Here is a 23,547-nt window from a genome sequence, read left to right on the forward strand (position 1 = left end):
TGAAACTATCAAATCTATCAGGCATAAAAAAACCGCTGACTGCTCAGCGGTTTTTGTTTTCGGTTCTCAATCTGCCTTATGGCATCTCGTCGAACTCTGCACCTTCTTTTTCTACTTGAGGTGGCATCAAGTGCTCTTTCTGGATACCCAGTTTTAGCGCTAGTGCTGATGCTACATAGATAGAAGAGTAAGTACCTACAGTGATACCTAGTAGAAGTGCGGTTGCGAAGCCGTGAATCATCGCACCACCTTGCATGAACAGTGCAATAACTACGAACAATGTCGTACCAGACGTAATCAATGTACGGCTCAATGTTTGAGTGATTGATGCATCCATGATGTCCGAAGGTTCGCCCTTACGCATCTTACGGAAGTTTTCACGAATCCGGTCGAATACAACGATGGTATCGTTGAGCGAGTAACCAACAACCGTAAGTAGCGCCGCTACGATGGTTAGGTCCACTTCAATTTGCATCAGTGAGAAGACACCCAGCGTGATAATGATATCGTGTGCCAGTGCCATTACCGCACCAGCCGCTAGACGCCATTCGAATCGCATTGATACGTAGATCAGGATACAGATCAGCGATACAAGAATCGCTAGACCACCCGCTTCCGTTAGCTCATCACCAACATTTGGACCTACAAACTCGATACGACGCATTTCTACGCTTTCACCCGTACCTTCTTTGATAGCACCAATGATTTGGTTACCTAGTGTTTCACCAGACATATCGTCACGAGGACGAAGACGAACCATTACATCACGAGCACTACCAAAGTTTTGTACTGTCGCATCGCCGAAGCCTTTTGAATCTAGTGCTGAACGAATCTCTTCAAGGTTTGCAGGTTGTTCAAAGCCCACCTCGATAAGCGTACCACCAGTAAAATCTAGGCCCCAGTTCAACCATTTGGTTGATAGCGTGAAGATAGAAGCTGCGATCATAACAATAGAGAATACGAACGCGACTTTCGACCAACGCATAAAGCCGATCGTGTTTTCTGCTTTTAGAATTTGAAACATATTAATTCCCAGCCTTAGATCGACAATTTATCAACGCGTTTGCCACCGTAAATCAGGTTCACGATACAACGTGTACCCACAATAGCGGTGAACATTGAAGTTAAGATACCGATAGATAGTGTTACCGCGAAACCTTTCACCGCGCCTGTACCTACTGCAAATAGAATGATTGCAGTGATAAGCGTTGTGATATTCGCATCGGCAATAGTACTGAATGCGTTTGCGTAACCTTGGTGAATCGCTTGTTGTGGACTACGCCCATCTCGAAGTTCTTCACGGATACGCTCAAATATCAGTACGTTGGCATCGACTGCCATGCCGACCGTCAATACGATACCGGCAATACCCGGCAGCGTCATTGTCGCCCCCGGAATCATCGACATAACACCAATGATCAAAACCAGGTTCGCCATCAATGCAATATTGGCAATCAGACCGAAACCACGGTAGTAAAGCAGCGTAAATAGCATTACGGCTACCATACCCCAGATACACGCTTGAATACCCATATCGATGTTTTGCTGACCCATTGATGGACCGATGGTTCGTTCTTCAACGATTGAGATAGGCGCAATTAGAGCACCAGCACGAAGTAGAAGTGCTAGGTTGTGAGCTTCAGCAGCAGAGTCGATACCGGTAATACGGAAGTTACGGCCAAGCGCAGACTGAATCGTTGCTTGGTTGATCACTTCTTCATGTTTATCCAGAATCACACGACCTTCTGGCGTACGACGACCACTATCTTTGTACTCTGCAAACACGGTTGCCATTAGCTTACCGATGTTCTTTTTAGAGAACGCAGACATCTTGTTACCACCTTCGCTGTCTAGCGAGATGTTAACCTGAGGACGACCGTATTCATCAACACTTGAACTTGCATCTGTGATGCTTTGGCCACCGAGAATTACGCGTTTCTTCAGAACAACAGGACGGCCATCGCGATCTTGCTTAATCTCGCTACCAGCTGGTGCTCGACCGTTTGCCGCAGCAGAAAGGTCAGCTTTGTCGTCGACTTCGCGGAATTCTAGTGTTGCCGTAGCACCTAGGATTTCTTTTGCTCGAGCGGTGTCTTGAACACCAGGCAATTCAACTACGATGCGGCTAGCACCTTGACGTTGAACCAATGGCTCAGCAACACCAAGTTCATTTACACGGTTACGAAGAATCGTGATGTTTTGTTCTACTGCGTAGTTACGTATTTCTTGTAAACGTTGCTCGGTAAAGGTGGCAATCAACGCGTAACGACCATCAGAATCAGAATCGACAAAATTCATGTCTGGGTGATTCTTTTCTAACGTAGCTTTCGCTTCAGCTAGTTGCTCTTCATTACGTAGCAATACTTCCACGCCTTCTTTACCAGAAGGACGGATTGCGCGGTAGCGAATCTTAGCTTCACGAAGTTCACTACGGAAAGCTTCTTCTTGTTGACCAACCAGCTTTTCCATCGCCGCGTCCATATCCACTTCCATCAAGAAGTGAACACCACCTCGTAGGTCAAGACCTAGCTTAAGTGGTGACGCACCAATTGCTTCTAGCCAATCTGGCGTAGCTGGAGCAAGGTTGAGTGCAACAATTTTATCTTTGCCAAGCGCTTCACTGATGATATCGCGGGCACTGATTTGAGTGTCAGTGTCATTGAAACGAACAAGGATTGATCCATTCTCGAGAGCAATGGATTTATGAGAGAGATGCTCTTTATCAAGAGCTTTGGTGACAGCATCCAGCGTTGACATATCTACAGAGGCACCACGTGCCCCTGTAACTTGAATAGCCGGATCTTCACCGTAGATATTTGGAAGTGCGTACAACGCAGCGGTGATGATGGCAAAAAATACCATCAAGTACTTCCATAATGGGTAACGGTTTAGCACAGCGAGGATCCTTTAGCTGTTTTATAGAGACTTCAGCGTACCTTTTGGTAGCACTGCAGTTACGAAGTCTTTCTTGATTACAACTTCATTGTTTGCGTTAAGCTCAATTGAAATGTAGTCATTATCTTCAGCGATTTTCGTGATTTTACCCACTAGACCACCGCTTGTTAGCACTTCATCGCCTTTGCCCATGGAAGACATCAGGTTTTTGTGCTCTTTTACACGCTTAGATTGTGGACGGTAGATCATGAAGTAGAAGATCACCGCGAACATGCCTAGCATGATTAGCATTTCAAAACCGCCGCCAGCTGGAGCGCCTTCTGCTGCTGCATGAGCTTGAGAAATAAACATTAAAACATCCTCATTATATTTTATTGATAATCCAACAAGTTGGGCTTTCGTAATTTAGATTCAAGTCTAAGAGTGAGTAATAGAGATCACCTTCTCAAAAATAACGTACGTTAGCCTACTTTATTAGCAAAAGCCTCTGGCGACATGCCAAAGGCTCTAATTCTTTTATGCTTTGCTTAGTGGTGGCACTTCGCGGTCACGACGAGCGTAAAACTCTTGAACAAACTCATCGAAACGGTCTTCATCAATCGCCGTGCGAATGCTTTCCATCAAACGCTGGTAGTAGCGCAAGTTATGGATAGTATTCAAACGCGCGCCTAGAATTTCATTACAACGCTCTAGGTGGTGAAGGTACGACTTGCTGTAGTTTTGACAAGTGTAACAGTCACAGTGCGGATCTAGCGGAGTTGTATCCGTTTTATGTTTCGCATTACGGATCTTGATCACACCACCAGTCACAAATAGGTGACCGTTTCGTGCATTACGCGTTGGCATTACACAGTCAAACATGTCGATACCGCGACGAACACCTTCAACCAAATCTTCCGGCTTACCTACGCCCATTAGGTAACGAGGCTTATCTTCTGGAAGCTGTGGACACGTGTGCTCAAGGATACGGTGCATGTCTTCTTTCGGTTCGCCTACTGCAAGACCACCAACTGCGTAACCATCAAAACCGATTTCAGTTAGACCTTTAACCGATACGTCACGTAGGTCTTCGTAAACACCACCTTGAACAATACCAAATAGGTTGTTCGGGTTTTCTAGCTTATCGAAGTGGTCACGTGAGCGTTGTGCCCAACGTAGTGACATTTCCATCGATTTTTTCGCTTCGTTGTGTGTCGCTGGGTATGGCGTACACTCGTCGAAGATCATGACGATGTCAGAACCTAGGTCTTTTTGGATTTCCATCGACTTTTCAGCGTCCATGAAAATCTTGTCGCCGTTTACAGGGCTGCGGAAGTAAACGCCTTTTTCGGTGATCTTACGCATTTTACCAAGGCTGAATACTTGGAAACCACCTGAGTCAGTAAGAATAGGACCGTGCCAGTTCATGAAATCGTGCAGGTCACCGTGCATTTTCATCACTTCTTGACCAGGACGTAACCATAGGTGGAAAGTGTTGCCTAGCAGGATTTCTGCACCCGTGCCTTTTACTTCTTCCGGAGTCATGCCTTTAACCGTACCGTAAGTACCGACTGGCATGAATGCTGGAGTTTGAACAGTGCCACGTTCGAAGGTCAATTGACCACGACGCGCATTGCCGTTTTTCTTTTTAAGATCGAATGATAATTTCACGATGCCTCCGAGTGTCAGAGAAACAGTCTGACTATGTATCTTGGGGGTGTTCCCCACTTTAAGGAGCGGTCGCCTTCCTTGCGAGAGACAAAGCAGAAGTTCTACTCTGTTTCCTAGCGTACTGCTAGCACCCGTAAATCATTAGCTTTCTCCCCTCCTAACCTCCCCCCTTTTAAAAGGGAAGGGCTAGGGAGGGGTTAAAACGTTATGCCGTTTTCTTCTTAATAAACATTGAATCACCGTACGAGAAGAAACGGTATTGGTTATCCACAGCGTGCTTGTAAGCATTCATGGTGTTCTCGTAACCTGCGAATGCACTGACCAACATAATCAATGTTGACTCAGGCAAGTGGAAATTGGTGATCAAACAATCCACCAGCTGGTACTCGTAACCAGGGTAGATAAAGATTTCAGTATCACCAAAGAATGGGACCAATTCCGTGCCTTTCTTCAGTGCGTCTTGCGCTGCACTTTCAAGCGAACGAACTGACGTAGTACCTACGGCAACGATTCGGCCACCGCGTGCTTTAGCTGCATTAATCGCATCAACAACATCTTGCGGTACTTCAACGTATTCAGCGTGCATGTGATGATCGTTAATGTCGTCCACTTTCACTGGTTGGAACGTACCGGCACCAACATGAAGTGTTACGTAAGCAAACTCAGCGCCTTTCGCCTTGATCTTCTCAAGCAGAACATCATCAAAATGAAGGCCTGCCGTTGGTGCTGCAACCGCACCTGGCTTTTGGTTGTAAACCGTTTGGTAACGCTCTTTATCTGCGTCTTCATCTGGGCGGTCGATGTAAGGAGGAAGTGGCATGTGACCAATTTCTTCCAGAATGTCTAAAACCGTCTTATCAGACTCAAACTTCAATTCAAAAAGAGCATCATGGCGAGCAACCATTTGCGCTGAATATTCATCGTTCTCGCCAACAATAATAGTCGAACCTGGCTTTGGTGATTTTGAACAACGAACGTGAGCCAGAATGCTCTTTTCGTCCAACATACGCTCTACCAACACTTCTAGTTTGCCGCCAGACTCTTTTCGACCAAACATACGCGCAGGGATAACGCGAGTATTATTGAAAACCACTAGATCACCAGCTTGAACTTGGTCCAACACATCAGTAAATGTGCCATCAATAAGTTCGCCAGTATTGCCATCCATTTGCAGCAGTCGGCTAGCGGTACGCTCTGGTTGAGGGTAGCGGGCGATAAGTTCATCTGGAAGGTCGAAATGGAAATCTGATACTTGCATGTTACTTGTCTTATATATTGGTCAAATCACGTCGAAAACGACGATAAAATTGCGACGAGTTTTTCGCAGCAGACTAGTATATGTTTACATGCTGCAATAGCAAGCAAATCCCCTTAGATTGACTGTAAAACCTTTCATTAAGAGTGTAATAAAACGTGAAAGTCTCAGGATTAGCAGCAACAAAAAAGCAGCGGAGTTCGCTGCTTATCTTTTCTATCTATTGCGGCCTGATTTTATACTTTACGTCGGCGCAACCATGTAAATGAGGCTAAAACACTCAGCCACCAAATTCCTAAGCTACCACCATCGTCTTCAGAGCCTCTAAAATCACAGTTGTTGGTCGCAATACCATCGTGACACTCTTCTTCTCCCCCATTGTCATCATTGGCCTCTTTAATAAAGTTGGGTTCAATGATGTAACTGTTTGGGGGGGCGTCAGCGGTAATGTAAGACTGTACCCAATCATGATATTGGCTCACTTTGGTGTAGAAACTTGGGATAGTAAGTGAACCACATGTCGGAAGAATAAGAGGAGCACCGCTTACAATACCGATCTGCTTCCCCGTTGCGACATCGATGAGTGGACCACCACTGTCACCTTTACATGCAGAATTGCCATATTGGGTATTACTCTCTGAGTCCAGCACTTCATTCCGAGTTGGCAAAGTACATATTTTGGTTAAATTCTCACGTGAATCAATGATGCCCGGAAAGCTGCTGCCAATTTCTAAGCGCTCATAACATTTGTCGATGGGTAAAAAGGTGCTAATGGTGGTTTTAAGTGTATCTGAGGATTCAGACGCATCAGGTTGAGTAGTTCCCCAACCAAATACTTGCACGTTTTCCACACGCTGATTGGTTAGATAATTGTCGTTCCAATCTGCAGCCAGACGCGCTTCAATATTCTCCATCTCAGTTTTGTTTGCTAAGTCCGCAAATCTTGCATTCGCGACCGGACGAGTGAGATACAACAATGCAATATCAGAATCTAAACCCGTTTGGATGGGTTTGACGTTGCCGCTACTGTCGATATCCGCTTTAGATATACGCGTGTAATCCGGATGCACTACCACATGTGAAACTGGATAGAAGTTATCAAGCCCTGCAGTATTTAGATCATACACATTGGCATTCACGGACAGTTCACCCGGAGGGGTCACATAATAGCTCGCTTCGTTGGTTCCCTGCCCCATCACCACACAGTGTGCCGCAGTTAATACCCATTGTTCCGTCAGCATGGTACCGCCACACAGCGGAAACTCTGCCATGTTACTTGCGCGTAAAGTCACACGATCAACCGGGTCGGTTTGCTCATCTCCTAACACAATCGCTTGAGCGGATTGCACACTGAATGCCGCCACTGCCAAAGCAATGAGCTTGTTGCATTTCGTTCGTTTCATTTAGGTTGTAATCTTCAATCTGGTAAGCCTGAGCATATCTTCTTCCACAGGCTTATCTTGGAGAATCAAGCAAGTAAAAATGTGCGATTCAACTCATTAGATTACATTCTGACCACATACCTTATCAGTGAAAAATGCAAACTGACTCGCATTGAGTTTTTCAACGGTAAACAGCAATAATTAACAAACCAATCAGTAGTAATTTCTTTGAACTATAGTGAAGGTGAGCATTTGCTCTTTGAACATTGATTGAGGTAAGTATGAAGATGTTAACTGTGGCGTTAAGTGCCGCCGTACTCGTGTTTTCTTCCGGTACACTCGCAAACTCTAACCACCAGAAGATCACCGCAATGCAACAAGCATGTGACTTAAAGCAGGTCCCTCGTTTATGTGCGGTCAACCTTCCTAATAAAAGCTATATCGGCCGATGTGTGGACGCGAAAGCTTATGGTCTTATCTGTGTGCATTTTAAGCAACGTTAAGAGTAACCAAAGCTAAGGTTTCAACGCCTTAGCTTTGGTTATTTATGATAGCGCTTACATCCTAACATCGCCCCAAATGAGTAGCTGGAATTATGGAAAACTCCAGTACATTCTCACCTCTGATTGATCTCCATCTAATCGTTTTATTTTATTAGTGAAAAACGAGGCAGCTCCCAGATATACGGAAAAATATTCTCTATATTTAAAGGAAGGACAATGCCGCTGGAGGTCTCTATGATCAAGGTTGAAGACATGATGACTCGCAACCCTCATACCTTGCTGCGTGAGCACACATTACGTGACGCAAAAAGCATGATGGAAGCGCTTGATATTCGACATATTCCGGTTGTTGATGCCAATAAACACTTACAAGGCTTGGTGACTCAACGCGATATTCTTGCCGCACAAGAATCCTGTTTACACCCAGATGAGGCTGAACAATCTTTTACCCTCGACACCCCGCTTTATGAAATGATGCACACCAACATCATGACAGCAGAACCAAGAGCTGGATTAAAGCAAAGTGCTATCTATATGCAAAAACACAAAGTAGGCTGTTTGCCTGTGGTAACTAAAGGTCACTTAGTCGGAATTATCACCGACACAGACTTTGTTTCCATCGCAATCAACCTACTAGAGCTTCAGGAAGAAGTTGAACCTGAAGAGCTAGAAACAGAATAGTTTGAGCAGAGCTTATTGCACTCACAACAAATAAAAAGCAAAAAAAGAGCGGCTAATTCGCCGCTCAAGATGTCATTACTAACGTAGTAATTATAGACTCTATGCTTGTTAGAATTGGTCTTCTTCGGTAGACCCTGTCAGTGCTGTCACTGAAGATTGCCCGCCTTGGATAGTATTGGTCATTCTGTCAAAGTATCCCGTGCCAACCTCTTGTTGGTGCGCTACGAACGTATAGCCTTTTTCTGCCGCTTCAAACTCAGGACGCTGCACTTTCTCAACGTAATGACGCATGCCTTCGCCTTGTGCGTAAGCGTGTGCCAGTTCGAACATGTTGAACCACATGTTGTGAATACCTGCTAGCGTGATGAACTGGTACTTGTAGCCCATATTCGCCAGCTCTTGTTGGAACTTAGCAATGGTTTCTGCATCTAGGTTTTTCTCCCAGTTGAATGAAGGAGAGCAGTTGTATGCCAATAGTTGGTCTGGGTACTCGGCATGAATCGCTTCTGCAAACTTACGAGCTTCTTCTAAACATGGCGTTGCCGTCTCACACCAGATTAGATCCGCATATGGTGCGTAAGCTAGGCCACGAGAGATAGCTTGGTCGATACCCGCACGAACACGGTAGAAACCTTCTGGAGTGCGCTCTCCTTGAATAAAGTCTTTATCATATGGGTCGCAATCAGACGTTAGCAAGTCGGCTGCGTTTGCATCGGTACGCGCAATAACCAGTGTTGTTGTGCCAGCAACATCCGCGGCTAGGCGAGCTGCTACCAGTTTTTGCACCGCTTCTTGAGTTGGAACCAATACTTTACCGCCCATGTGACCACATTTTTTCACTGATGCTAATTGGTCTTCAAAGTGAACACCTGCCGCACCTGCGTCGATCATCGATTTCATTAACTCGTAAGCGTTAAGTACACCACCAAAGCCTGCTTCTGCATCCGCGACGATTGGTAGGAAGTAATCAATGCCGCCTTCATCTTCTGGCGATTTACCTGCAGTCCATTGAATTTGGTCTGCACGACGGAACGAATTATTGATGCGTTTAACGACCGAAGGAACAGAATCTACTGGATACAGAGATTGGTCTGGGTACATCGTAGACGCAGTATTGTTATCTGCCGCTACCTGCCAGCCAGATAGGTAAATCGCTTCGATACCTGCTTTCGCTTGCTGTACGGCTTGACCACCCGTTAGTGCACCAAGGCAGTTAACATAGCCTTTCTTTGAGCTACCGTTGACCAGTGACCAAAGTTTGTCAGCACCACGTTGTGCAATCGTGTTCGCAGGTACCATAGAACCACGCAGTGTTACTACTTCTTCCGCAGTGTAGGTGCGTTTTACGTTTTTCCAGCGTGGGTTGGTTGCCCAATCTTTTTCCAGAGCTTCAATTTGTTGGCGGCGAGTTAAGTTAGTCATTGGTCTATCCCTCTTATAATGTGCACTTGTGCATGTGCGTTGAGTTTTCCGTTCTCAGGCAGTACATCCTTATCTGCCTCGAATCTTTCACGTAGTCGTTAAACAAACACGTATTAGTTAAATAAACATGTATTAGTTAGATAAATTGAGTGTTTAAAATCTTTGGGTTAATCCAAGTAGTCATAACCTGGAATGGTTAAAAAGTTGGTCAGTTCATCGCTTGTGGTGAGCTTAGCCATCAAATCTGCCGCTTCTTCAAATCGACCAGCTTGGTAGCGCTGCTCGCCAATTTCTTGTTTCACGACTTCAATCTCTTCTTTCAGGTAGAGTTCGAACAGCTCTTTAGTGACCTTCAATCCGTTGTCGAGCGACTTACCGTGTTGAATCCATTGCCAGATAGAAGCACGGGAGATTTCAGCCGTTGCTGCGTCTTCCATCAGTCCGTAAATCGGCACACAACCGTTGCCAGAGATCCAAGCTTCGATGTATTGCAGCGCAACGCGGATGTTATGGCGCATGCCCTCTTCTGAACGTTCACCTTCGCACGGTTCAAGCAGCTCTGCGGCGGTTATTGGTGCGTCTTCTGAGCGGTTCACATCCAATTGGTTGGTGCGCTGCCACAGCGTGGCACTGAACACTTCCATTGCGGTGTCTGCCAACCCCGGGTGAGCAACCCAAGTTCCGTCGTGACCGTTGTTAGCTTCTAGCGATTTATCGTTGTGGATCTTATCCAGTACTTTTTGGTTTTCTTGTGGGTCTTTAGCCGGAATAAAGGCTGCCATGCCGCCCATCGCAAATGCGCCACGTTTATGACAAGTACGCACCAACAATCTTGAGTAAGCGTTGAGGAATGGCTTGTCCATGGTTACCACTTGGCGATCTGGTAGTACGCGATCTGGGTGGTTTTTCAGTGTCTTAATGTAGCTAAAGATGTAATCCCAGCGACCACAGTTTAAACCAACGATGTGCTCTTTTAGTGAGAACAGAATCTCATCCATTTCGAATACGGCTGGTAAGGTTTCAATCAGCACAGTCGCTTTGATAGTGCCAGTATCCAAACCGAAATACTCTTCAGTGAAATGGAACACTTCGCTCCACCACTTCGCTTCATGATACGATTGCAGTTTCGGAATGTAGAAGTAAGGACCGCTTCCCTTTTTCAGTAGCGCTTTATAGTTGTTGTAGAAGTACAGAGCGAAATCGAATAGCGCACCTGGAATGATCTGACCGTGCCACGTTACGTGTTTTTCTTTTAGATGCAGTCCGCGAACACGGCAGATCAACACCGCTGGGTCGTCTGCCAGCTGATAGTGTTTGCCATTGCCAGGGTTGGTGTAGCTGATGGTGCCATTAACAGCGTCGCGCAGGTTGATTTGACCATCCAGAACTTTACTCCACGCAGGGGACATCGAATCTTCGAAGTCTGCCATGAACACTTTTACATTCGCATTCAGTGCGTTAATCACCATCTTGCGATCAGTCGGTCCTGTAATCTCCACTCGGCGATCTTGCAGATCTTGCGGGATTCCGAGGATCTTCCAGCTTCCTTCACGAATGTCTTGTGTCTCTGGTAGAAAGTCTGGCAGCTCACCAGCGTCGATGCGTGCTTGCTTCTCTTCTCGTGCTTCCAGCAACTGTTCAACACGTCCGGCAAATTTTTCACACAGTAGAGATAAAAAGGTTTGGGCTTCAACAGGGAAAATTGCTTGATGTTCAGGAGCAACGACTCCATTCACCTCAAGCATGCCTTGGGTTTGCTTTAGTTGTTGTGTTTTTTGTTCTGTCTGAGCAAGCATAATCATTCATCCTTAACGTGCTTTATCCATCTTGGGCAGTCAGCCTAAAGCTACATTTGTAAGTTATGAACAACAAATTACATCCTTCGATTTGGTGTTCACTTCGCTTCGTCGTGTCTATACATTGCGCAACCTGAATTGCTTTTTCAATCTAGACATAAGTCTTACAAGCCTTTAATTAAGCTAACCCAACAAAGGTTTCAGCGAAACCCCTCAAGTAAACAAAACGTTAAATTCAAAGTTTTATTCGGTATCAAACAAGTGTTTGATTTTTGAGTTCAATTTGTAAGTTATTACGTAATTAAATTACATTAAATTTACAGGTTATTTTTGAATTCAAACAAGCGTATGAATAGTAAGGCAGGAGAAAAATCCTTGTATTCACAAGGGCTAGGAAGAGGAAATTAAACGCGACTTAAACGCGTTACGCAGGCAGTTGTGTAAAATTAACATTGTGAAATTTCACTATTTTATGAAAGCTTCATGAAAGTTCATCTGTAAAATTTTACAAGTCAAAGTTCACGTACAGAATAAAATGCTAAAAAGCGCACTATTTCTAGTGCGCTTTTTGATATTAGATCGGGAGTAGCAGGCTAATACTAATCGCTAAAGCAGTTCAGAGACGACTTCTGCCAATTGATTGAAAGTGTTTGATCGTGACGAGCTCGGACGCCAAACCAAACCAATATCGCGATATGCTTGCTGACCTGGAGGGTCGATCACCACTAAGTTCTGGTTGTGTAGCAAACCATGATCAATCGCCATTTGCGGGATAAACGTGGTGCCCAGACCATTCGCCACCATTTGCACCAATGTATGAAGACTGGTTGCGGTGAATGGGTTGATCTTCTCTTTGTCCGTTAGCTTACATGCTGAAACCGCGTGCTCTGTAAGACAGTGCTCTTTCTCTAATAAGAAGACGGATTCATCTGGCAAGTCTGCATAACGGATCGGTACAGGAACAGAATCCGCTTGATTGGCGCTGATCACCATGCGAAATGGATCTTGACCGACTACACGACTTTCCATTCCTTCTATCTCTACAGGCAGAGCCAGAATCAATACGTCCAACTCACCGTGGCGAAGCGCTTGCAGTAAGTTAGTCGTGGTGTCTTCTCTTAATAGAAGATTTAATTGCGGGAAGCGGTAGTTCACCTCTTGAACAAGATCGCACAATAAGAAAGGTGCTATGGTCGGAATACAACCGACTTTAAGCTGCCCTTCCATATCATCGCCTTGGCATAAGCGACCCAGTTCAACAAGATCTTGCCCTTTGGCGAGCAATTCTCGACCTTGCTGCACCACCATTTCACCAGCTTGAGTGAAGACTAATGGGCTTTTTTTATCTTTCTTTTCGTAAAGTGGACAACCAATCAACTCTTCAAGGTTTTGGATGCCTTTACTTAAGGTGGATTGACTGACAAAACAACGCTCAGCAGCATCACTAAAATGTCGAGTTTCGTGCAGAGTGACCAAATAGTGTAACTGCTTCAAGCTAGGCCATTTATTCATAATTCTATTTGTATCTATTGCTGTTCCAGTGATCGAGATAATAGTTTTGGTGTTATCGCTTTTTTCGATGAACTCAATCTATTTATTTCGCTTTTTTCAATACTACAATCTGTACTATAGTTTGTCTCGCACAAACACGGACCAAACCTAAATAACTGAATGTAGGTTTGGAGCAAACAAAATTTTTAGGAGCAAAAAAATGGTACTAGTAGGTCGTCAAGCCCCTGACTTTACTGCAGCAGCTGTTCTAGGTAACGGTGAAATCGTTGAAAACTTCAACTTTGCAGAATTCACTAAAGGTAAGAAAGCAGTAGTATTCTTCTACCCACTAGATTTCACGTTCGTTTGCCCATCTGAACTAATCGCATTCGACAACCGTCTAGCTGATTTCCAAGCTAAAGGTGTTGAAGTAATCGGTGTTTCTATCGATTCTCAGTTCTCTCATAACGCATGGCGTAACACTGCTATCGAAGATGGCGGTATCGGTCAAGTTAAATACCCTCTAGTTGCTGACGTTAAGCACGAAATCTGTAAAGCGTACGATGTAGAGCACCCAGAAGCAGGCGTTGCTTTCCGTGGTTCTTTCCTAATCGACGAAGACGGTCTTGTACGTCACCAAGTAGTTAACGATCTACCTCTAGGTCGTAACATCGACGAAATGCTACGCATGGTTGATGCTCTTAACTTCCACCAGAAGCACGGCGAAGTATGTCCTGCACAATGGGAAGAAGGTAAAGCAGGTATGGACGCATCTCCAAAAGGTGTTGCAGCGTTCCTATCTGAGCACGCAGACGACCTAAGCAAGTAATAGACACTGCCGCCCAAGCTCAATGGGCGTGTTGGTTGGATGTATATATAAAGCAAAAAGCTATAGCGGGAAAACCGCAAACGCCAATCAGTCTAAGTAAAGTCATAAAAAAGCCCAGAGTTCGCTCTGGGCTTTCTTTTTATCTGCGCTTTGGAAAAGCAAAAGAGGCAAGCATCACGCAAAAAATTTACCTCTATTTCCCTCGGTCTCAGTACAGATTATCCCTTTTCGTCCTGCTAGTATTTGCTGTAATTACAATAATTCAGGACAACCTCGTGAACACTCAACTTGAAGTCTGTATTGATAACATTGAATCTCTCCACAACGCGATTGCCGGTGGTGCAACCCGCATCGAACTCTGCTCTTCACTTGCTTTGGGTGGCTTAACCCCAAGCTATGGCTTTATGCAGCAAGCCGCTAAACGCTCTACTATTCCGGTTTACGCGATGATTCGCCCTCGCCAAGGCGACTTCTTCTACAGTGAGGAAGAAATCGAAATGATGCGTTGGGATATTGAAGCCGCTAAACAAGCAGGCTTGAATGGTGTCGTGCTCGGCGTGCTCACTCAAGACGGCGACATTCATATGCCTTACGCGACAGCGTTGTGTGAATTTGCCCAAGCTCTCGGATTGGGCGTGACTTTCCACCGTGCCTTTGACCAGTGTCGCGATGCTGAAAACGCGTTAGAAGAAGTGATCAGCTTAGACTGTGAACGCATTTTGACTTCGGGACTTGCGCCTTCAGCACCACAAGGGATCGATGTGCTTAGAGCTTTGGTTGAGCAAGCGCAGGGACGTATTGCGATCATGGCGGGCGCCGGTGTCAATGCAGACAATGTTGGCCAGATCGTGGAACAAGCCAAAGTTACTGAAGTGCATTTATCTGGTAAGGCAACTCGCCCGAGCCACATGACCTTTATTGCAGAGCAAAGCAAAATGGGCGCTGCCGATGTGAATGACTTTTCGATTCCAGTCACTAACACTGAAGCTATCGCGAACATGGTAACAGCTCTCAATTAAGCGCTTTCAAATCCCGTCTTTGGTTATTGAGTGCTAACATATTGATAACTAAGGACGGGAGGAAACATGACGAAACTGAAGAAAAAGGAATACGAAGAAGCACTAGAACATCTGCAAATTGAATTAGTTAAGCTCCAAGAGTGGGTCAAACACAAAGGGCTTAAAGTCGTGGTACTGTTTGAAGGACGCGACGCCGCTGGCAAAGGTGGCACCATCAAACGCATCACTGAAAAACTCAACCCTCGAGTCTGCCGTATCGCAGCCCTTCCCGCCCCAACAGAAAAAGAAAAAACACAATGGTACTTCCAGCGCTATGTGGCACACCTGCCTGCTGCCGGAGAAATCGTGTTGTTTGACCGCAGTTGGTACAACCGTGCCGGTGTAGAGAAAGTCATGGGCTTTTGTACTCCCGACCAATATGAGGAATTCCTTCGTTCCTGCCCTGAATTCGAGCGCATGTTGCAACGCTCTGGCATCATCTTAATTAAGTACTGGTTTTCAGTCTCCGATGAAGAGCAAGAAAAGCGTTTCTTAGAACGTATCAATACCCCTATCAAACGTTGGAAGTTCAGCCCGATGGATTTGGAATCACGTAACCGCTGGGCAGAATATTCAGAAGCAAAAGATAAGATGTTTGCCTACACAGACACGAAAAACTGTCCTTGGTGGGTGGTCCCTTCTGATGATAAAAAGAAAGCTCGGCTGAACTGTATCAGTCATTTACTCAGCCAAGTCGAGTACGAAGAACTTGAGCATCCCGTTATCGAATTACCAGAGCTGAGTAAAGAAGGTTATGTTCGTGCCCCTATCGACGATCAAACCTTTGTCCCTGATAAATACTAGAGAGACACCATGGCGAAAGACTTGTTTCATACCCTTGATCTGAACTTACTCAAAACCTTTATGATTTTGATGCAAGAGCGAAACATGCGTAAAGCGTCACAACGTCTATTGGTCTCGCAGCCAGCAATCAGCCAAGCATTACAAAAACTGCGTCATCACTTTGATGACGAACTGTTTGTGAAAGTAAAAACAGGTCTTGAACCGACGCCTTTCGCCGAATCTCTCGCCAACGATATTACGCCGCACCTCGATGGTTTAGCTGCCGCAGTTAATCGCTCCCATCAGTTTGATCCTATCGAAGTGGACAACAAAATACGTATTGCGCTTGCGCCAATTACAATGACTTGCTTGCCCGGTTTCCTCTTCGAACAAATTAGAATATTAGCTCCTAACGCCCAACTTGAACTGGTCGGTTGGTCAAACAGTACTGTGGATGAGATCTTAAAGGGTGAAACCCTGATGGGCGTAAACTACGAATTACTTCTAACCAACAAAGAGATCTACACGCCGAAGCTACTGGATTTGAAAGGGCGTATTTTTGTCCGCGAAGATCACCCAATCACCAAACCTCATGTTGAACCACATGATCTTCGCGGTTACCCAATTGCTTCTTTAATTTCTCCAGGGTGGAACGACAAATTTAGCTATGCATCTGAACTTCTAACCGAAATGGGCGTTGAACACAGCATTGGATTTCGCTCAGAAATGGTCTCTGCAATACTTGATGTCGTCAAACACACCGACATGTATTTACCTCACTCCAATTTACTTCCGGTTGAGCAATTTCCGGGATTAAGAGCCGTTGACGTCACGATTGATGGTCAACCACAAATGAAGTCTGTACATTGCCACATGCACGTCCGAAACCGGAATAACCCTTTAGTAAAATGGTTAACAGAGCTTATTCAACAAGGCCTAAAGTTACAGGCTGATAAGATTTGATTATCACCGAGATAATGATAGCCATTTAGTCATAAATCATACTTCTCAATAAGATAGCCCTGCTTTAAGGGAAATAACAAAAAGCGATTGCTTACAGTAAGGATGCTGTCCCTCGTTTACTTATTGAGAGTTCAGACATGTCTAAAAAAATTGTAAAGCTTACCGCTGCTTACACCCTTCTTGCATCTTTCAGCTCAATTGCAGCTGTTATCCCAGATCGCCCAAGTCCACAAGTGCCAACTAATCCAATAGAAGAGCTACCCATTGCTCCACCGATTGAGGCTGCACCAGAGCATCCAACGCTTCCTGAGCCAGACAATGGTATTCCAGGTGTACCTGAGCGACCAAAACCACAACTTCCAACTAATCCAATTGAAGAGCAGCCTGTTCACCCAATTGAAGGCTCTACCCCACCCAATCGACCTCAACCAGGTTCTCCAGAGCAACCTATTGAACGCGATACCACCGATGAACGATTGACTCACTTGGAAGGGCTCGCGGCAGAATATGATTACCGCTTAAACCAGCAAGCAGAACAAATGGACGGAATCCGAGCAAGTCTACACGCAGTCACCAACGCTCGACCTTACGCGACAAGTGGTGAACTGGCTATCGGTGCAGGTGTTGGCTTCTCAGGTAGCAAAGAAGCGGTCGCGGTTGGCGGTGCTTACGGTCTAACAGACCAAGTTAGTTTATCAGGTACCTTCCACTACGAATCATCGGGTAAGTACTCCTCCTCTGACGTTGCTGGCGGCGTTGGTGTCCAAATTAGCTTTAGATAAAAACTGCACTCAATAAGTCCATAGCCAAGGAAGGCTTTTATTTAGGTAACTCTATGAAACGCAAATTCTTTCTCGCTGCCCTTATTCTCGCTCCTATTAGCGTCCAAGCTTCAGGTATTTATGTTTCTCCAGAAGTTAAGATTGGCTCATTTCGAGGGGCTGGTATCCAACTGGGGGCAACCGATATTGCGGGCTTTGATGCGCTGTATTTTGATTACTCTCAGATTACTTATAAGAGCGGTAATTATGATGAAACCATTGACGCCTACCGTATTGGCTTTCAACACTTATTTGGTCATCAACCACAGATGGGATTTCAAGCGAGCTTAGGATTAGCGCAGTACGATGGAACGTATCGCAATGAACGAAGAGATGCGAACGGATTGAGTATTGGTGGCGCTTACGTATATCAAGTTAACCCATTATTGTCGGTAAGAGCAGGGGCGGATTTAGACGTTTTCATGAACGATAAAACCCACACCTTTACTGATACGGCAATTAACTTTTCTCTGGGCTTTGGCCTGCGCCTTTAAGACTTACTTCAGTACGTCATCGATGCTTTGATCACCAAGGTGACGTACGTCTTTGCCTTTCACGAAATAAATGATGTATTCACAGATGTTTTGACAACGATCGCCCACACGCTCAATGGCACGTGCCGACCACATCACTTGCAGAATATGCGGAATATTTTTCGGGTCTTCCATCATGTATGTCATCAACTGACGAATCACCGCTTCGTATTCCGCATCCAACTTATCATCGAGCTTATGCACTTCTGCTGCGGCTTCTACGTCCATACGCGCAAATGCATCTAACACTTGGTGTAGCATCTGGATCGCTTGACGACATAGTGGCTCTAACGATACATGAAACTGACGTTCTTGCGATGATGGGCTTTCAATTGCGACATAAGCAATGCGCGTCGCAACATCACCAATACGTTCAAGATCGGTGATGGTCTTAATAATCGCCATGATCAAACGTAAGTCTTTTGCAGTTGGCTGACGCTTGGCAATGATACGGGTACAAGCATCATCAATAGACACTTCCATCGCGTTCACTTTATGATCATCACGCACAACTTTACGCGCCAGCTCGATATCTTCCTTATGCAAGGCTTGAATAGCATACGAGAGTTGCTGCTCTACCAAGCCGCCCATGGTAAGTACATGGGTACGAATCGATTCTAGCTCTACGTTAAATTGTCCTGAGATGTGACGTCCAAAGTGCATGGCTTTCCTTTAATCCTTAAGAGATCGTAACTTAACCGTAACGACCGGTGATGTAATCTTCGGTTTGTTTCTTCATTGGAGAAGTGAAGATCGAATCCGCATCCGAGTATTCAATCAACTTACCCATATGGATAAATGCAGTGTGATCACTGACACGCGCCGCTTGTTGCATGTTATGGGTAACGATAACTACAGTATATTGAGTCTTGAGCTCATTGATAAGCTCTTCAATAGTTAAAGTTGATATTGGGTCCAATGCCGATGTCGGTTCATCCAATAATAGAACTTCAGGTTCGATAGCGACGGCACGAGCAATCACCAAACGCTGTTGTTGGCCGCCAGAAAGTCCAAATGCGTTTTCATGCAGACGGTCTTTTACTTCGTCCCATAATGCCGCAGAGCGTAGTGAACGCTCGACCGCATCATCCAACATGCGACTGTTCTTCACACCTTGCAGACGAAGGCCATAAACCACGTTTTCGTAAATCGACTTAGGGAATGGGTTTGGGCGCTGGAATACCATGCCAACTCGGCGACGCAGCGTGGCGACATCCACACTTGGGTTGTAGACGTTCTTACCATGCAGACGTACTTTACCCGTCACTTTACAACCTTCAACTAAGTCGTTCATTCGGTTGATACAGCGCAGCAGTGTGGATTTACCACAACCTGACGGACCGATGAACGCCGTTACGCGCCCTTTCGGAATGCGCATGGAGATATCATGTAGCGCCTGAGCCTGACCATAGAAAAGATTAAGGTTCTCAATCGAGATAGCCGTTTGTTCATCCGTCAGGTTATGCACATCCAATGGTGGCTCGTAACCCAATGTATTATCAAAGTTAAACATACTTAATCTTGTCCTAAAGTTCTGTATTTCTCTCGCAGATTATTACGAATGCTGATTGCTGTTAAGTTTAGTCCGACAATAACCGTCACGAGTAAGAAAGAAGTCGCGTAAACCAGCGGACGCGCAGCTTCGATATTCGAAGTCTGGAAGCCAACATCGTAAATGTGGAAGCCTAGGTGCATAAACTTTCTGTCCAAGTGCACATAAGGGAATTGCCCATCCACTGGCAAGCTAGAAGCTAACTTCACAACGCCCACCAGCATCAATGGTGCCACTTCCCCCGCAGCTCGGGCAATTGCGAGAATTAAACCTGTAATGATCGCAGGGGTTGCCATAGGCAATACCACACGCCACAACGTTTCGAACTGCGTTGCGCCCAACGCCAACGATCCATGACGAACAGAGCTAGGAATACGGGTTAAGCCTTCTTCCGTGGTGACAATCACTACCGGTAACGTCAAGACAGCCAGAGTCAGTGCTGACCACAATAAGCCAGGCGTGCCAAAGGTTGGAGCGGGTAATCGCTCGGCGTAAAACAGGTTATCGATAGAGGCGCCAATAGTGTAAACAAAAAAGCCTAAACCAAACACGCCGTAAACGATCGAAGGAACACCAGCAAGATTAATAACTGCAATACGAATCACGCGAGTAAGAGCATTGTTCTTGGCATACTCATGTAAGTAAATCGCCGCAACTACGCCCAATGGCATCACGATGATAGACATGATGATAACCAAGAAAACCGTCCCGAAAATTGCCGGAAAAACACCACCTTCAGAGTTCGATTCGCGAGGGTCTTCGGATAAAAACTTCCAAACCTGTTTCCCCCAATGGGCAACCTTCTCAGGTAATGACATTTGGTTTGGATACCAGTAGTCCAAAATATCTTCTAACGGAATCGCAACCTGAGTTCCAGTCATGTCTTCGACAATGAGAGAATAATCAGAGAAGCCTAAACGTAACCCATCAAGCTGAGTATCTAGCTTCGCGAGTTCCGCTTCAATTTCGGCTTTTCGTTGGCTATTGTTCACCAAAAACTCGTCCGTGATGGTGTCGTTGAGCTCGTGCTTGCGTTTATCTAAGCGAAGCTGCTCTAACTGCCACCCCAAGTCTTTTACTTGATCATCCACCAACATATCAATTTCATGATGTAAGGTTTCTGCATCATCGAGCTTCTGATCCAAAAGCGTTTGGATGTTGTTTTCGTAGCGTTTTTCCCCGTCTTGGAAGGCTACAAATTTACCGAAGAAGTAGCCACCACTGCTGCGTTCGATCACTGCCCATTCACTCGGCGTCGTCGGATCATCCAACTGTATTTTCAGCACAGAAATAAAATCTGATGGATACAATTCACGGTTAGCAATTTTGATGTTTAAGCGCGTCGCGAATTCTTCATCATCCTCGAGTTTATTCGCCGCATCTTCTGGTAGGTAACTTCTTGGTACAAAACTGCGCTCGTAAACTTGACCAACAAGAGTCGAGTTTTCATGCAACACTTCGCCCTGCACAGGAGTCAGCGCAGCAACATTCCATTGATAAAGTGGCGCGGGCCAGAAGTATGTGAGTCCCTTCCAACCAATCAACAGCAATAAACCAAGGACAGAAAGCAAGCTGATGCTTACCGCTCCCCCAGTTAACCATATCCAAGGTGCGCCAGAACGAATCCAATTTAACACGCTATTACTCGCTCTTTCATTAACTGATTACAACGCACGATATTTATCTCTCAGCCTTTGACGAACCCATTCCGCCAATGCATTCACCGCAAAGGTGAAGACAAACAAAATTAATGCTGATAGGAACAATAATCGGTAGTGAGAACTGCCCACTTCCGACTCTGGCAATTCAACCGCAATGGTTGCCGACAAGCTACGTAAGCCTTCTAGCACGTTCCAATCCATTAATGGTGTATTGCCCGTCGCCATTAACACAATCATGGTCTCCCCCACAGCGCGACCAAGCCCCATCATGATTGCCGAGAAAATCCCCGGACTGGCTGTCAGCAGGACGACATAAATCAAGGTTTGCCATGGCGTGGCTCCCAGAGCTAATGAGCCATCCGATAGGTGCTTCGGCACTGAGAAAATTGCATCTTCTGCAATGGTGAAAATCGTAGGGATAACCGCAAAGCCCATCGCTAAGCCAACCACCAGCGCGTTACGTTGGTCAAAGCCAATACCATGATCAGTCAGGAACAAACGCATGTCACCACCAAAGAAGGCTTGCTCAAGCATTGGCGATACCCACACACCTAAACCAATCAACAGCAAAATCAAAGGCATTAACACCAAAGCATGCCATCCGTTTGGCAGGCGGTTACGTATTGGTTGTGGGATCAGCGCCCATAGTCCGCCCATCACCATGGTGCTCAAAGGCAAAACAAACAGCATCACCACAACGGTAATCAGGTGGTCTTCCACAATCGGAGCGAACCAAAGCCCGGCAAGGAAACCAATGATAACCGTCGGCAAAGCTTCCATTAACTCAATTGAAGGCTTTACCACACGACGCATTCGAGGCGACATAAAATAAGCCGTATAAATCGCTCCTAGTACCGCCAAAGGTACCGAGAATAACATCGCGAACATCGCCGCTTTAATGGTCCCAAACGCAATAGGAACCAAGCTGAATTTCGCTTCGAAATCATCACTGGCCGAGGTCGATTGCCATACAAACTCTGGCTCAGGGTAACCTTCATACCACACTTTTTGCCATAAAGATGACAACGATACTTCTGGGTATGGGTTATCAACGAACGCCACATTTAACTCGTCATTTTGCCAAGTAATTAGATAACGCTCGTTATTCGACATTCCCGCCATCACGGGTGCCAGCTTGTATGCACGCTTAAACAGCACCAGTTTCTCGCTGGTGGTGTAATGGCTCTGCAACGTTCCGTTTGTGTAGAAGCTGTAAAAACCTTTACGGTGGGAATCCGGCAACAAGTACTTAAGCTCCGATGCCAACTTGAATTCACGAATGTGCGTCAAGGTGCGTTGATCACCTTGTAGGGTATCAAACCATTGAGAAACGTGACCATCGTTATGAGTAACCAAGATGGAATAAGCGCCAGCTAATAAGTCAATGGTTCTCACCGAATGTTTAGTATCACCTTGAGTAAGATCGATGACCTCACGCACAGAGAACTTACCTTCTCCTTTCACTAACACAATCAGCTCGGAGCCATTACGCAGGTACAAGTTCTTTCCGTCAGGTGTTAGTAACATTTGATCGGGCGAATCAAAACCTGATGAAAAAGTGTAATCAATGGTGATCGGTGGTGCGTCTAATAGCTGTGGCTCTTGCCAGCGAGCTTTAAGCACTCCTGTCTGAGTCTGCCATACTAACGTTGGGGTTTGGGTCGAAGCACTAAAAGCAAACTGTGTTACCGGATCGCTTGCATTTGTTAGCTGCATACCCATGCCAGAATGAAAAGGAATGACCTCCGGTGGACGGGTATTTTCTCTTAGTGTCGCATTAAATTCTGGCTTAAAAAGGTGAGCGAAACCATTTTCATCAACTAATCCATACCAACCTAAACCAGGGGCAGATTGAGCAAACGCAACAGGGTTGCGAGCCATTTGCTGTGTGTATAAAGCTGGCTTACTCGGGTGATCCAGCGATAAGAAACGAACCTCCCCCGACTGGGTTAACACCAGTCCAATTTGAGAATAGTCATCGACTGAAATTGCGAGAGGTTTCCCACTTTGGGTTGCTCTAGAGGCATAATTGGTTTCGATCTCTGCATCAGAAAATAGAGGGATGATCACCATTGCAAGGTAAACAAAGATCAAAACAAGGGCGGCTAACACGCCTACACCACCGGATGTCACTGCAAATCGAACTAAACGATCTTTGATCAATCGCTTCTTATCTTTTTCCTGCAATGAAAACTCGGCTTGTGCCATTGATCTCTCTACCCTTTTTGACTTAGTACTAGAATATGTCGTTAAGATGACAATTATATTACAG

At 45.5% G+C, this 23,547-nt stretch carries 21 protein-coding genes; 8 read left to right on the forward strand and 13 right to left on the reverse strand.

Annotated features, from left to right (window positions below; translation table 11 throughout):
* Nucleotides 1-76: 76 nt before the first annotated feature.
* From secF to ITG12_RS08265, 6 genes are all read right to left on the reverse strand, one after another.
* The gene (gene secF / locus ITG12_RS08240) at nucleotides 77-1,024 is read right to left on the reverse strand and encodes a protein translocase subunit SecF (protein WP_038869569.1); all 948 of its coding nucleotides are present in this window, start codon (nucleotides 1,022-1,024) and stop codon (nucleotides 77-79) included.
* Nucleotides 1,025-1,038: 14 nt separating this feature from the next.
* A complete protein-coding gene (secD, locus tag ITG12_RS08245; protein WP_080774369.1) occupies nucleotides 1,039-2,895 on the reverse strand; it encodes a protein translocase subunit SecD in 1,857 nt (618 codons plus the stop codon).
* Nucleotides 2,896-2,916: 21 nt separating this feature from the next.
* Complete coding sequence (gene yajC, locus ITG12_RS08250; protein WP_010446143.1) at nucleotides 2,917-3,246, reverse strand: preprotein translocase subunit YajC; 330 nt, start codon at nucleotides 3,244-3,246, stop codon at nucleotides 2,917-2,919.
* Nucleotides 3,247-3,411: 165 nt separating this feature from the next.
* Complete coding sequence (gene tgt, locus ITG12_RS08255; RefSeq protein WP_038878404.1) at nucleotides 3,412-4,545, reverse strand: tRNA guanosine(34) transglycosylase Tgt; 1,134 nt, start codon at nucleotides 4,543-4,545, stop codon at nucleotides 3,412-3,414.
* Nucleotides 4,546-4,750: 205 nt separating this feature from the next.
* Entirely contained in the window at nucleotides 4,751-5,803 is a 1,053-nt protein-coding gene (gene queA, locus ITG12_RS08260; protein ID WP_038869562.1) for a tRNA preQ1(34) S-adenosylmethionine ribosyltransferase-isomerase QueA, read from the reverse strand.
* 233 nt (nucleotides 5,804-6,036) lie between these two features.
* Nucleotides 6,037-7,203, reverse strand: coding sequence for a trypsin-like serine protease (locus ITG12_RS08265; protein WP_042603092.1), 1,167 nt, complete (start codon nucleotides 7,201-7,203; stop codon nucleotides 6,037-6,039).
* 260 nt (nucleotides 7,204-7,463) lie between these two features.
* Here ITG12_RS08265 and ITG12_RS08270 point away from each other — a divergent pair, with 260 nt between their 5' ends.
* Entirely contained in the window at nucleotides 7,464-7,685 is a 222-nt protein-coding gene (locus tag ITG12_RS08270; protein ID WP_042606299.1) for a hypothetical protein, read from the forward strand.
* Between the two features lie 234 nt (nucleotides 7,686-7,919).
* Entirely contained in the window at nucleotides 7,920-8,366 is a 447-nt protein-coding gene (locus ITG12_RS08275) for a CBS domain-containing protein (RefSeq protein WP_095760575.1), read from the forward strand.
* Between the two features lie 108 nt (nucleotides 8,367-8,474).
* On the opposite strand, the gene aceA is transcribed toward ITG12_RS08275, so the two are convergent.
* The 3 genes from aceA to ITG12_RS08290 all read right to left on the reverse strand — a co-directional run bounded on the left by aceA (nucleotide 8,475) and on the right by ITG12_RS08290 (nucleotide 13,096).
* Complete coding sequence (gene aceA, locus ITG12_RS08280; RefSeq protein WP_038878398.1) at nucleotides 8,475-9,788, reverse strand: isocitrate lyase; 1,314 nt, start codon at nucleotides 9,786-9,788, stop codon at nucleotides 8,475-8,477.
* A gap of 167 nt (nucleotides 9,789-9,955) precedes the next feature.
* Entirely contained in the window at nucleotides 9,956-11,584 is a 1,629-nt protein-coding gene (aceB, locus tag ITG12_RS08285; protein ID WP_248873934.1) for a malate synthase A, read from the reverse strand.
* 606 nt (nucleotides 11,585-12,190) lie between these two features.
* Nucleotides 12,191-13,096, reverse strand: a complete 906-nt coding sequence (locus ITG12_RS08290) for a hydrogen peroxide-inducible genes activator (RefSeq protein WP_005424789.1) — start codon at nucleotides 13,094-13,096, stop codon at nucleotides 12,191-12,193.
* A gap of 199 nt (nucleotides 13,097-13,295) precedes the next feature.
* Here ITG12_RS08290 and ITG12_RS08295 point away from each other — a divergent pair, with 199 nt between their 5' ends.
* From ITG12_RS08295 to ITG12_RS08320, 6 genes are all read left to right on the forward strand, one after another.
* The gene (locus tag ITG12_RS08295) at nucleotides 13,296-13,904 is read left to right on the forward strand and encodes a peroxiredoxin C (RefSeq protein WP_005424820.1); all 609 of its coding nucleotides are present in this window, start codon (nucleotides 13,296-13,298) and stop codon (nucleotides 13,902-13,904) included.
* Nucleotides 13,905-14,179: 275 nt separating this feature from the next.
* Nucleotides 14,180-14,923 (forward strand): copper homeostasis protein CutC, encoded by a 744-nt coding sequence (locus tag ITG12_RS08300; protein WP_248873935.1) that lies wholly within the window; start codon nucleotides 14,180-14,182, stop codon nucleotides 14,921-14,923.
* 66 nt (nucleotides 14,924-14,989) lie between these two features.
* Entirely contained in the window at nucleotides 14,990-15,766 is a 777-nt protein-coding gene (gene ppk2 / locus ITG12_RS08305) for a polyphosphate kinase 2 (RefSeq protein ID WP_042606303.1), read from the forward strand.
* 9 nt (nucleotides 15,767-15,775) lie between these two features.
* A complete protein-coding gene (locus ITG12_RS08310) occupies nucleotides 15,776-16,708 on the forward strand; it encodes a LysR family transcriptional regulator (protein WP_248873936.1) in 933 nt (310 codons plus the stop codon).
* A 137-nt stretch (nucleotides 16,709-16,845) separates the two neighbouring features.
* Nucleotides 16,846-17,490, forward strand: a complete 645-nt coding sequence (locus ITG12_RS08315; RefSeq protein WP_248873937.1) for a YadA C-terminal domain-containing protein — start codon at nucleotides 16,846-16,848, stop codon at nucleotides 17,488-17,490.
* A gap of 53 nt (nucleotides 17,491-17,543) precedes the next feature.
* Nucleotides 17,544-18,023 (forward strand): hypothetical protein, encoded by a 480-nt coding sequence (locus ITG12_RS08320; RefSeq protein ID WP_038869543.1) that lies wholly within the window; start codon nucleotides 17,544-17,546, stop codon nucleotides 18,021-18,023.
* Between the two features lie 3 nt (nucleotides 18,024-18,026).
* Here the strand turns inward: ITG12_RS08320 and phoU are convergent, their stop codons facing one another.
* The 4 genes from phoU to ITG12_RS08340 are packed head-to-tail and all read right to left on the reverse strand — an operon-like array spanning nucleotide 18,027 to nucleotide 23,483.
* Complete coding sequence (gene phoU, locus ITG12_RS08325; RefSeq protein WP_038869541.1) at nucleotides 18,027-18,725, reverse strand: phosphate signaling complex protein PhoU; 699 nt, start codon at nucleotides 18,723-18,725, stop codon at nucleotides 18,027-18,029.
* A gap of 31 nt (nucleotides 18,726-18,756) precedes the next feature.
* Complete coding sequence (pstB, locus tag ITG12_RS08330; protein WP_005424834.1) at nucleotides 18,757-19,575, reverse strand: phosphate ABC transporter ATP-binding protein PstB; 819 nt, start codon at nucleotides 19,573-19,575, stop codon at nucleotides 18,757-18,759.
* Between the two features lie 2 nt (nucleotides 19,576-19,577).
* On the reverse strand, nucleotides 19,578-21,251 hold the full coding sequence (gene pstA, locus ITG12_RS08335; RefSeq protein WP_038878380.1) for a phosphate ABC transporter permease PstA: 1,674 nt from the start codon (nucleotides 21,249-21,251) through the stop codon (nucleotides 19,578-19,580).
* A 27-nt stretch (nucleotides 21,252-21,278) separates the two neighbouring features.
* The gene (locus ITG12_RS08340) at nucleotides 21,279-23,483 is read right to left on the reverse strand and encodes an ABC transporter permease subunit (RefSeq protein WP_248873938.1); all 2,205 of its coding nucleotides are present in this window, start codon (nucleotides 23,481-23,483) and stop codon (nucleotides 21,279-21,281) included.
* Nucleotides 23,484-23,547 lie beyond the last annotated feature (64 nt).

The sequence above is a fragment of the Vibrio sp. ED002 genome (assembly GCF_023277445.1).
Lineage (GTDB): Bacteria > Pseudomonadota > Gammaproteobacteria > Enterobacterales > Vibrionaceae > Vibrio > Vibrio jasicida.

Coding starts and splice junctions, on each gene's coding strand:
- secF (WP_038869569.1), bottom strand. CDS start 1,024: ATGTTTCAAATTCTAAAAGCAGAAAACACGATCGGCTTTATGCGTTGG.
- yajC (WP_010446143.1), bottom strand. CDS start 3,246: ATGTTTATTTCTCAAGCTCATGCAGCAGCAGAAGGCGCTCCAGCTGGC.
- queA (WP_038869562.1), bottom strand. CDS start 5,803: ATGCAAGTATCAGATTTCCATTTCGACCTTCCAGATGAACTTATCGCC.
- ITG12_RS08265 (WP_042603092.1), bottom strand. CDS start 7,203: ATGAAACGAACGAAATGCAACAAGCTCATTGCTTTGGCAGTGGCGGCA.
- ITG12_RS08270 (WP_042606299.1), top strand. CDS start 7,464: ATGAAGATGTTAACTGTGGCGTTAAGTGCCGCCGTACTCGTGTTTTCT.
- ITG12_RS08275 (WP_095760575.1), top strand. CDS start 7,920: ATGATCAAGGTTGAAGACATGATGACTCGCAACCCTCATACCTTGCTG.
- aceA (WP_038878398.1), bottom strand. CDS start 9,788: ATGACTAACTTAACTCGCCGCCAACAAATTGAAGCTCTGGAAAAAGAT.
- aceB (WP_248873934.1), bottom strand. CDS start 11,584: ATGCTTGCTCAGACAGAACAAAAAACACAACAACTAAAGCAAACCCAA.
- ITG12_RS08290 (WP_005424789.1), bottom strand. CDS start 13,096: ATGAATAAATGGCCTAGCTTGAAGCAGTTACACTATTTGGTCACTCTG.
- ITG12_RS08295 (WP_005424820.1), top strand. CDS start 13,296: ATGGTACTAGTAGGTCGTCAAGCCCCTGACTTTACTGCAGCAGCTGTT.
- ppk2 (WP_042606303.1), top strand. CDS start 14,990: ATGACGAAACTGAAGAAAAAGGAATACGAAGAAGCACTAGAACATCTG.
- ITG12_RS08310 (WP_248873936.1), top strand. CDS start 15,776: ATGGCGAAAGACTTGTTTCATACCCTTGATCTGAACTTACTCAAAACC.
- ITG12_RS08315 (WP_248873937.1), top strand. CDS start 16,846: ATGTCTAAAAAAATTGTAAAGCTTACCGCTGCTTACACCCTTCTTGCA.
- ITG12_RS08320 (WP_038869543.1), top strand. CDS start 17,544: ATGAAACGCAAATTCTTTCTCGCTGCCCTTATTCTCGCTCCTATTAGC.
- phoU (WP_038869541.1), bottom strand. CDS start 18,725: ATGCACTTTGGACGTCACATCTCAGGACAATTTAACGTAGAGCTAGAA.
- pstB (WP_005424834.1), bottom strand. CDS start 19,575: ATGTTTAACTTTGATAATACATTGGGTTACGAGCCACCATTGGATGTG.
- ITG12_RS08340 (WP_248873938.1), bottom strand. CDS start 23,483: ATGGCACAAGCCGAGTTTTCATTGCAGGAAAAAGATAAGAAGCGATTG.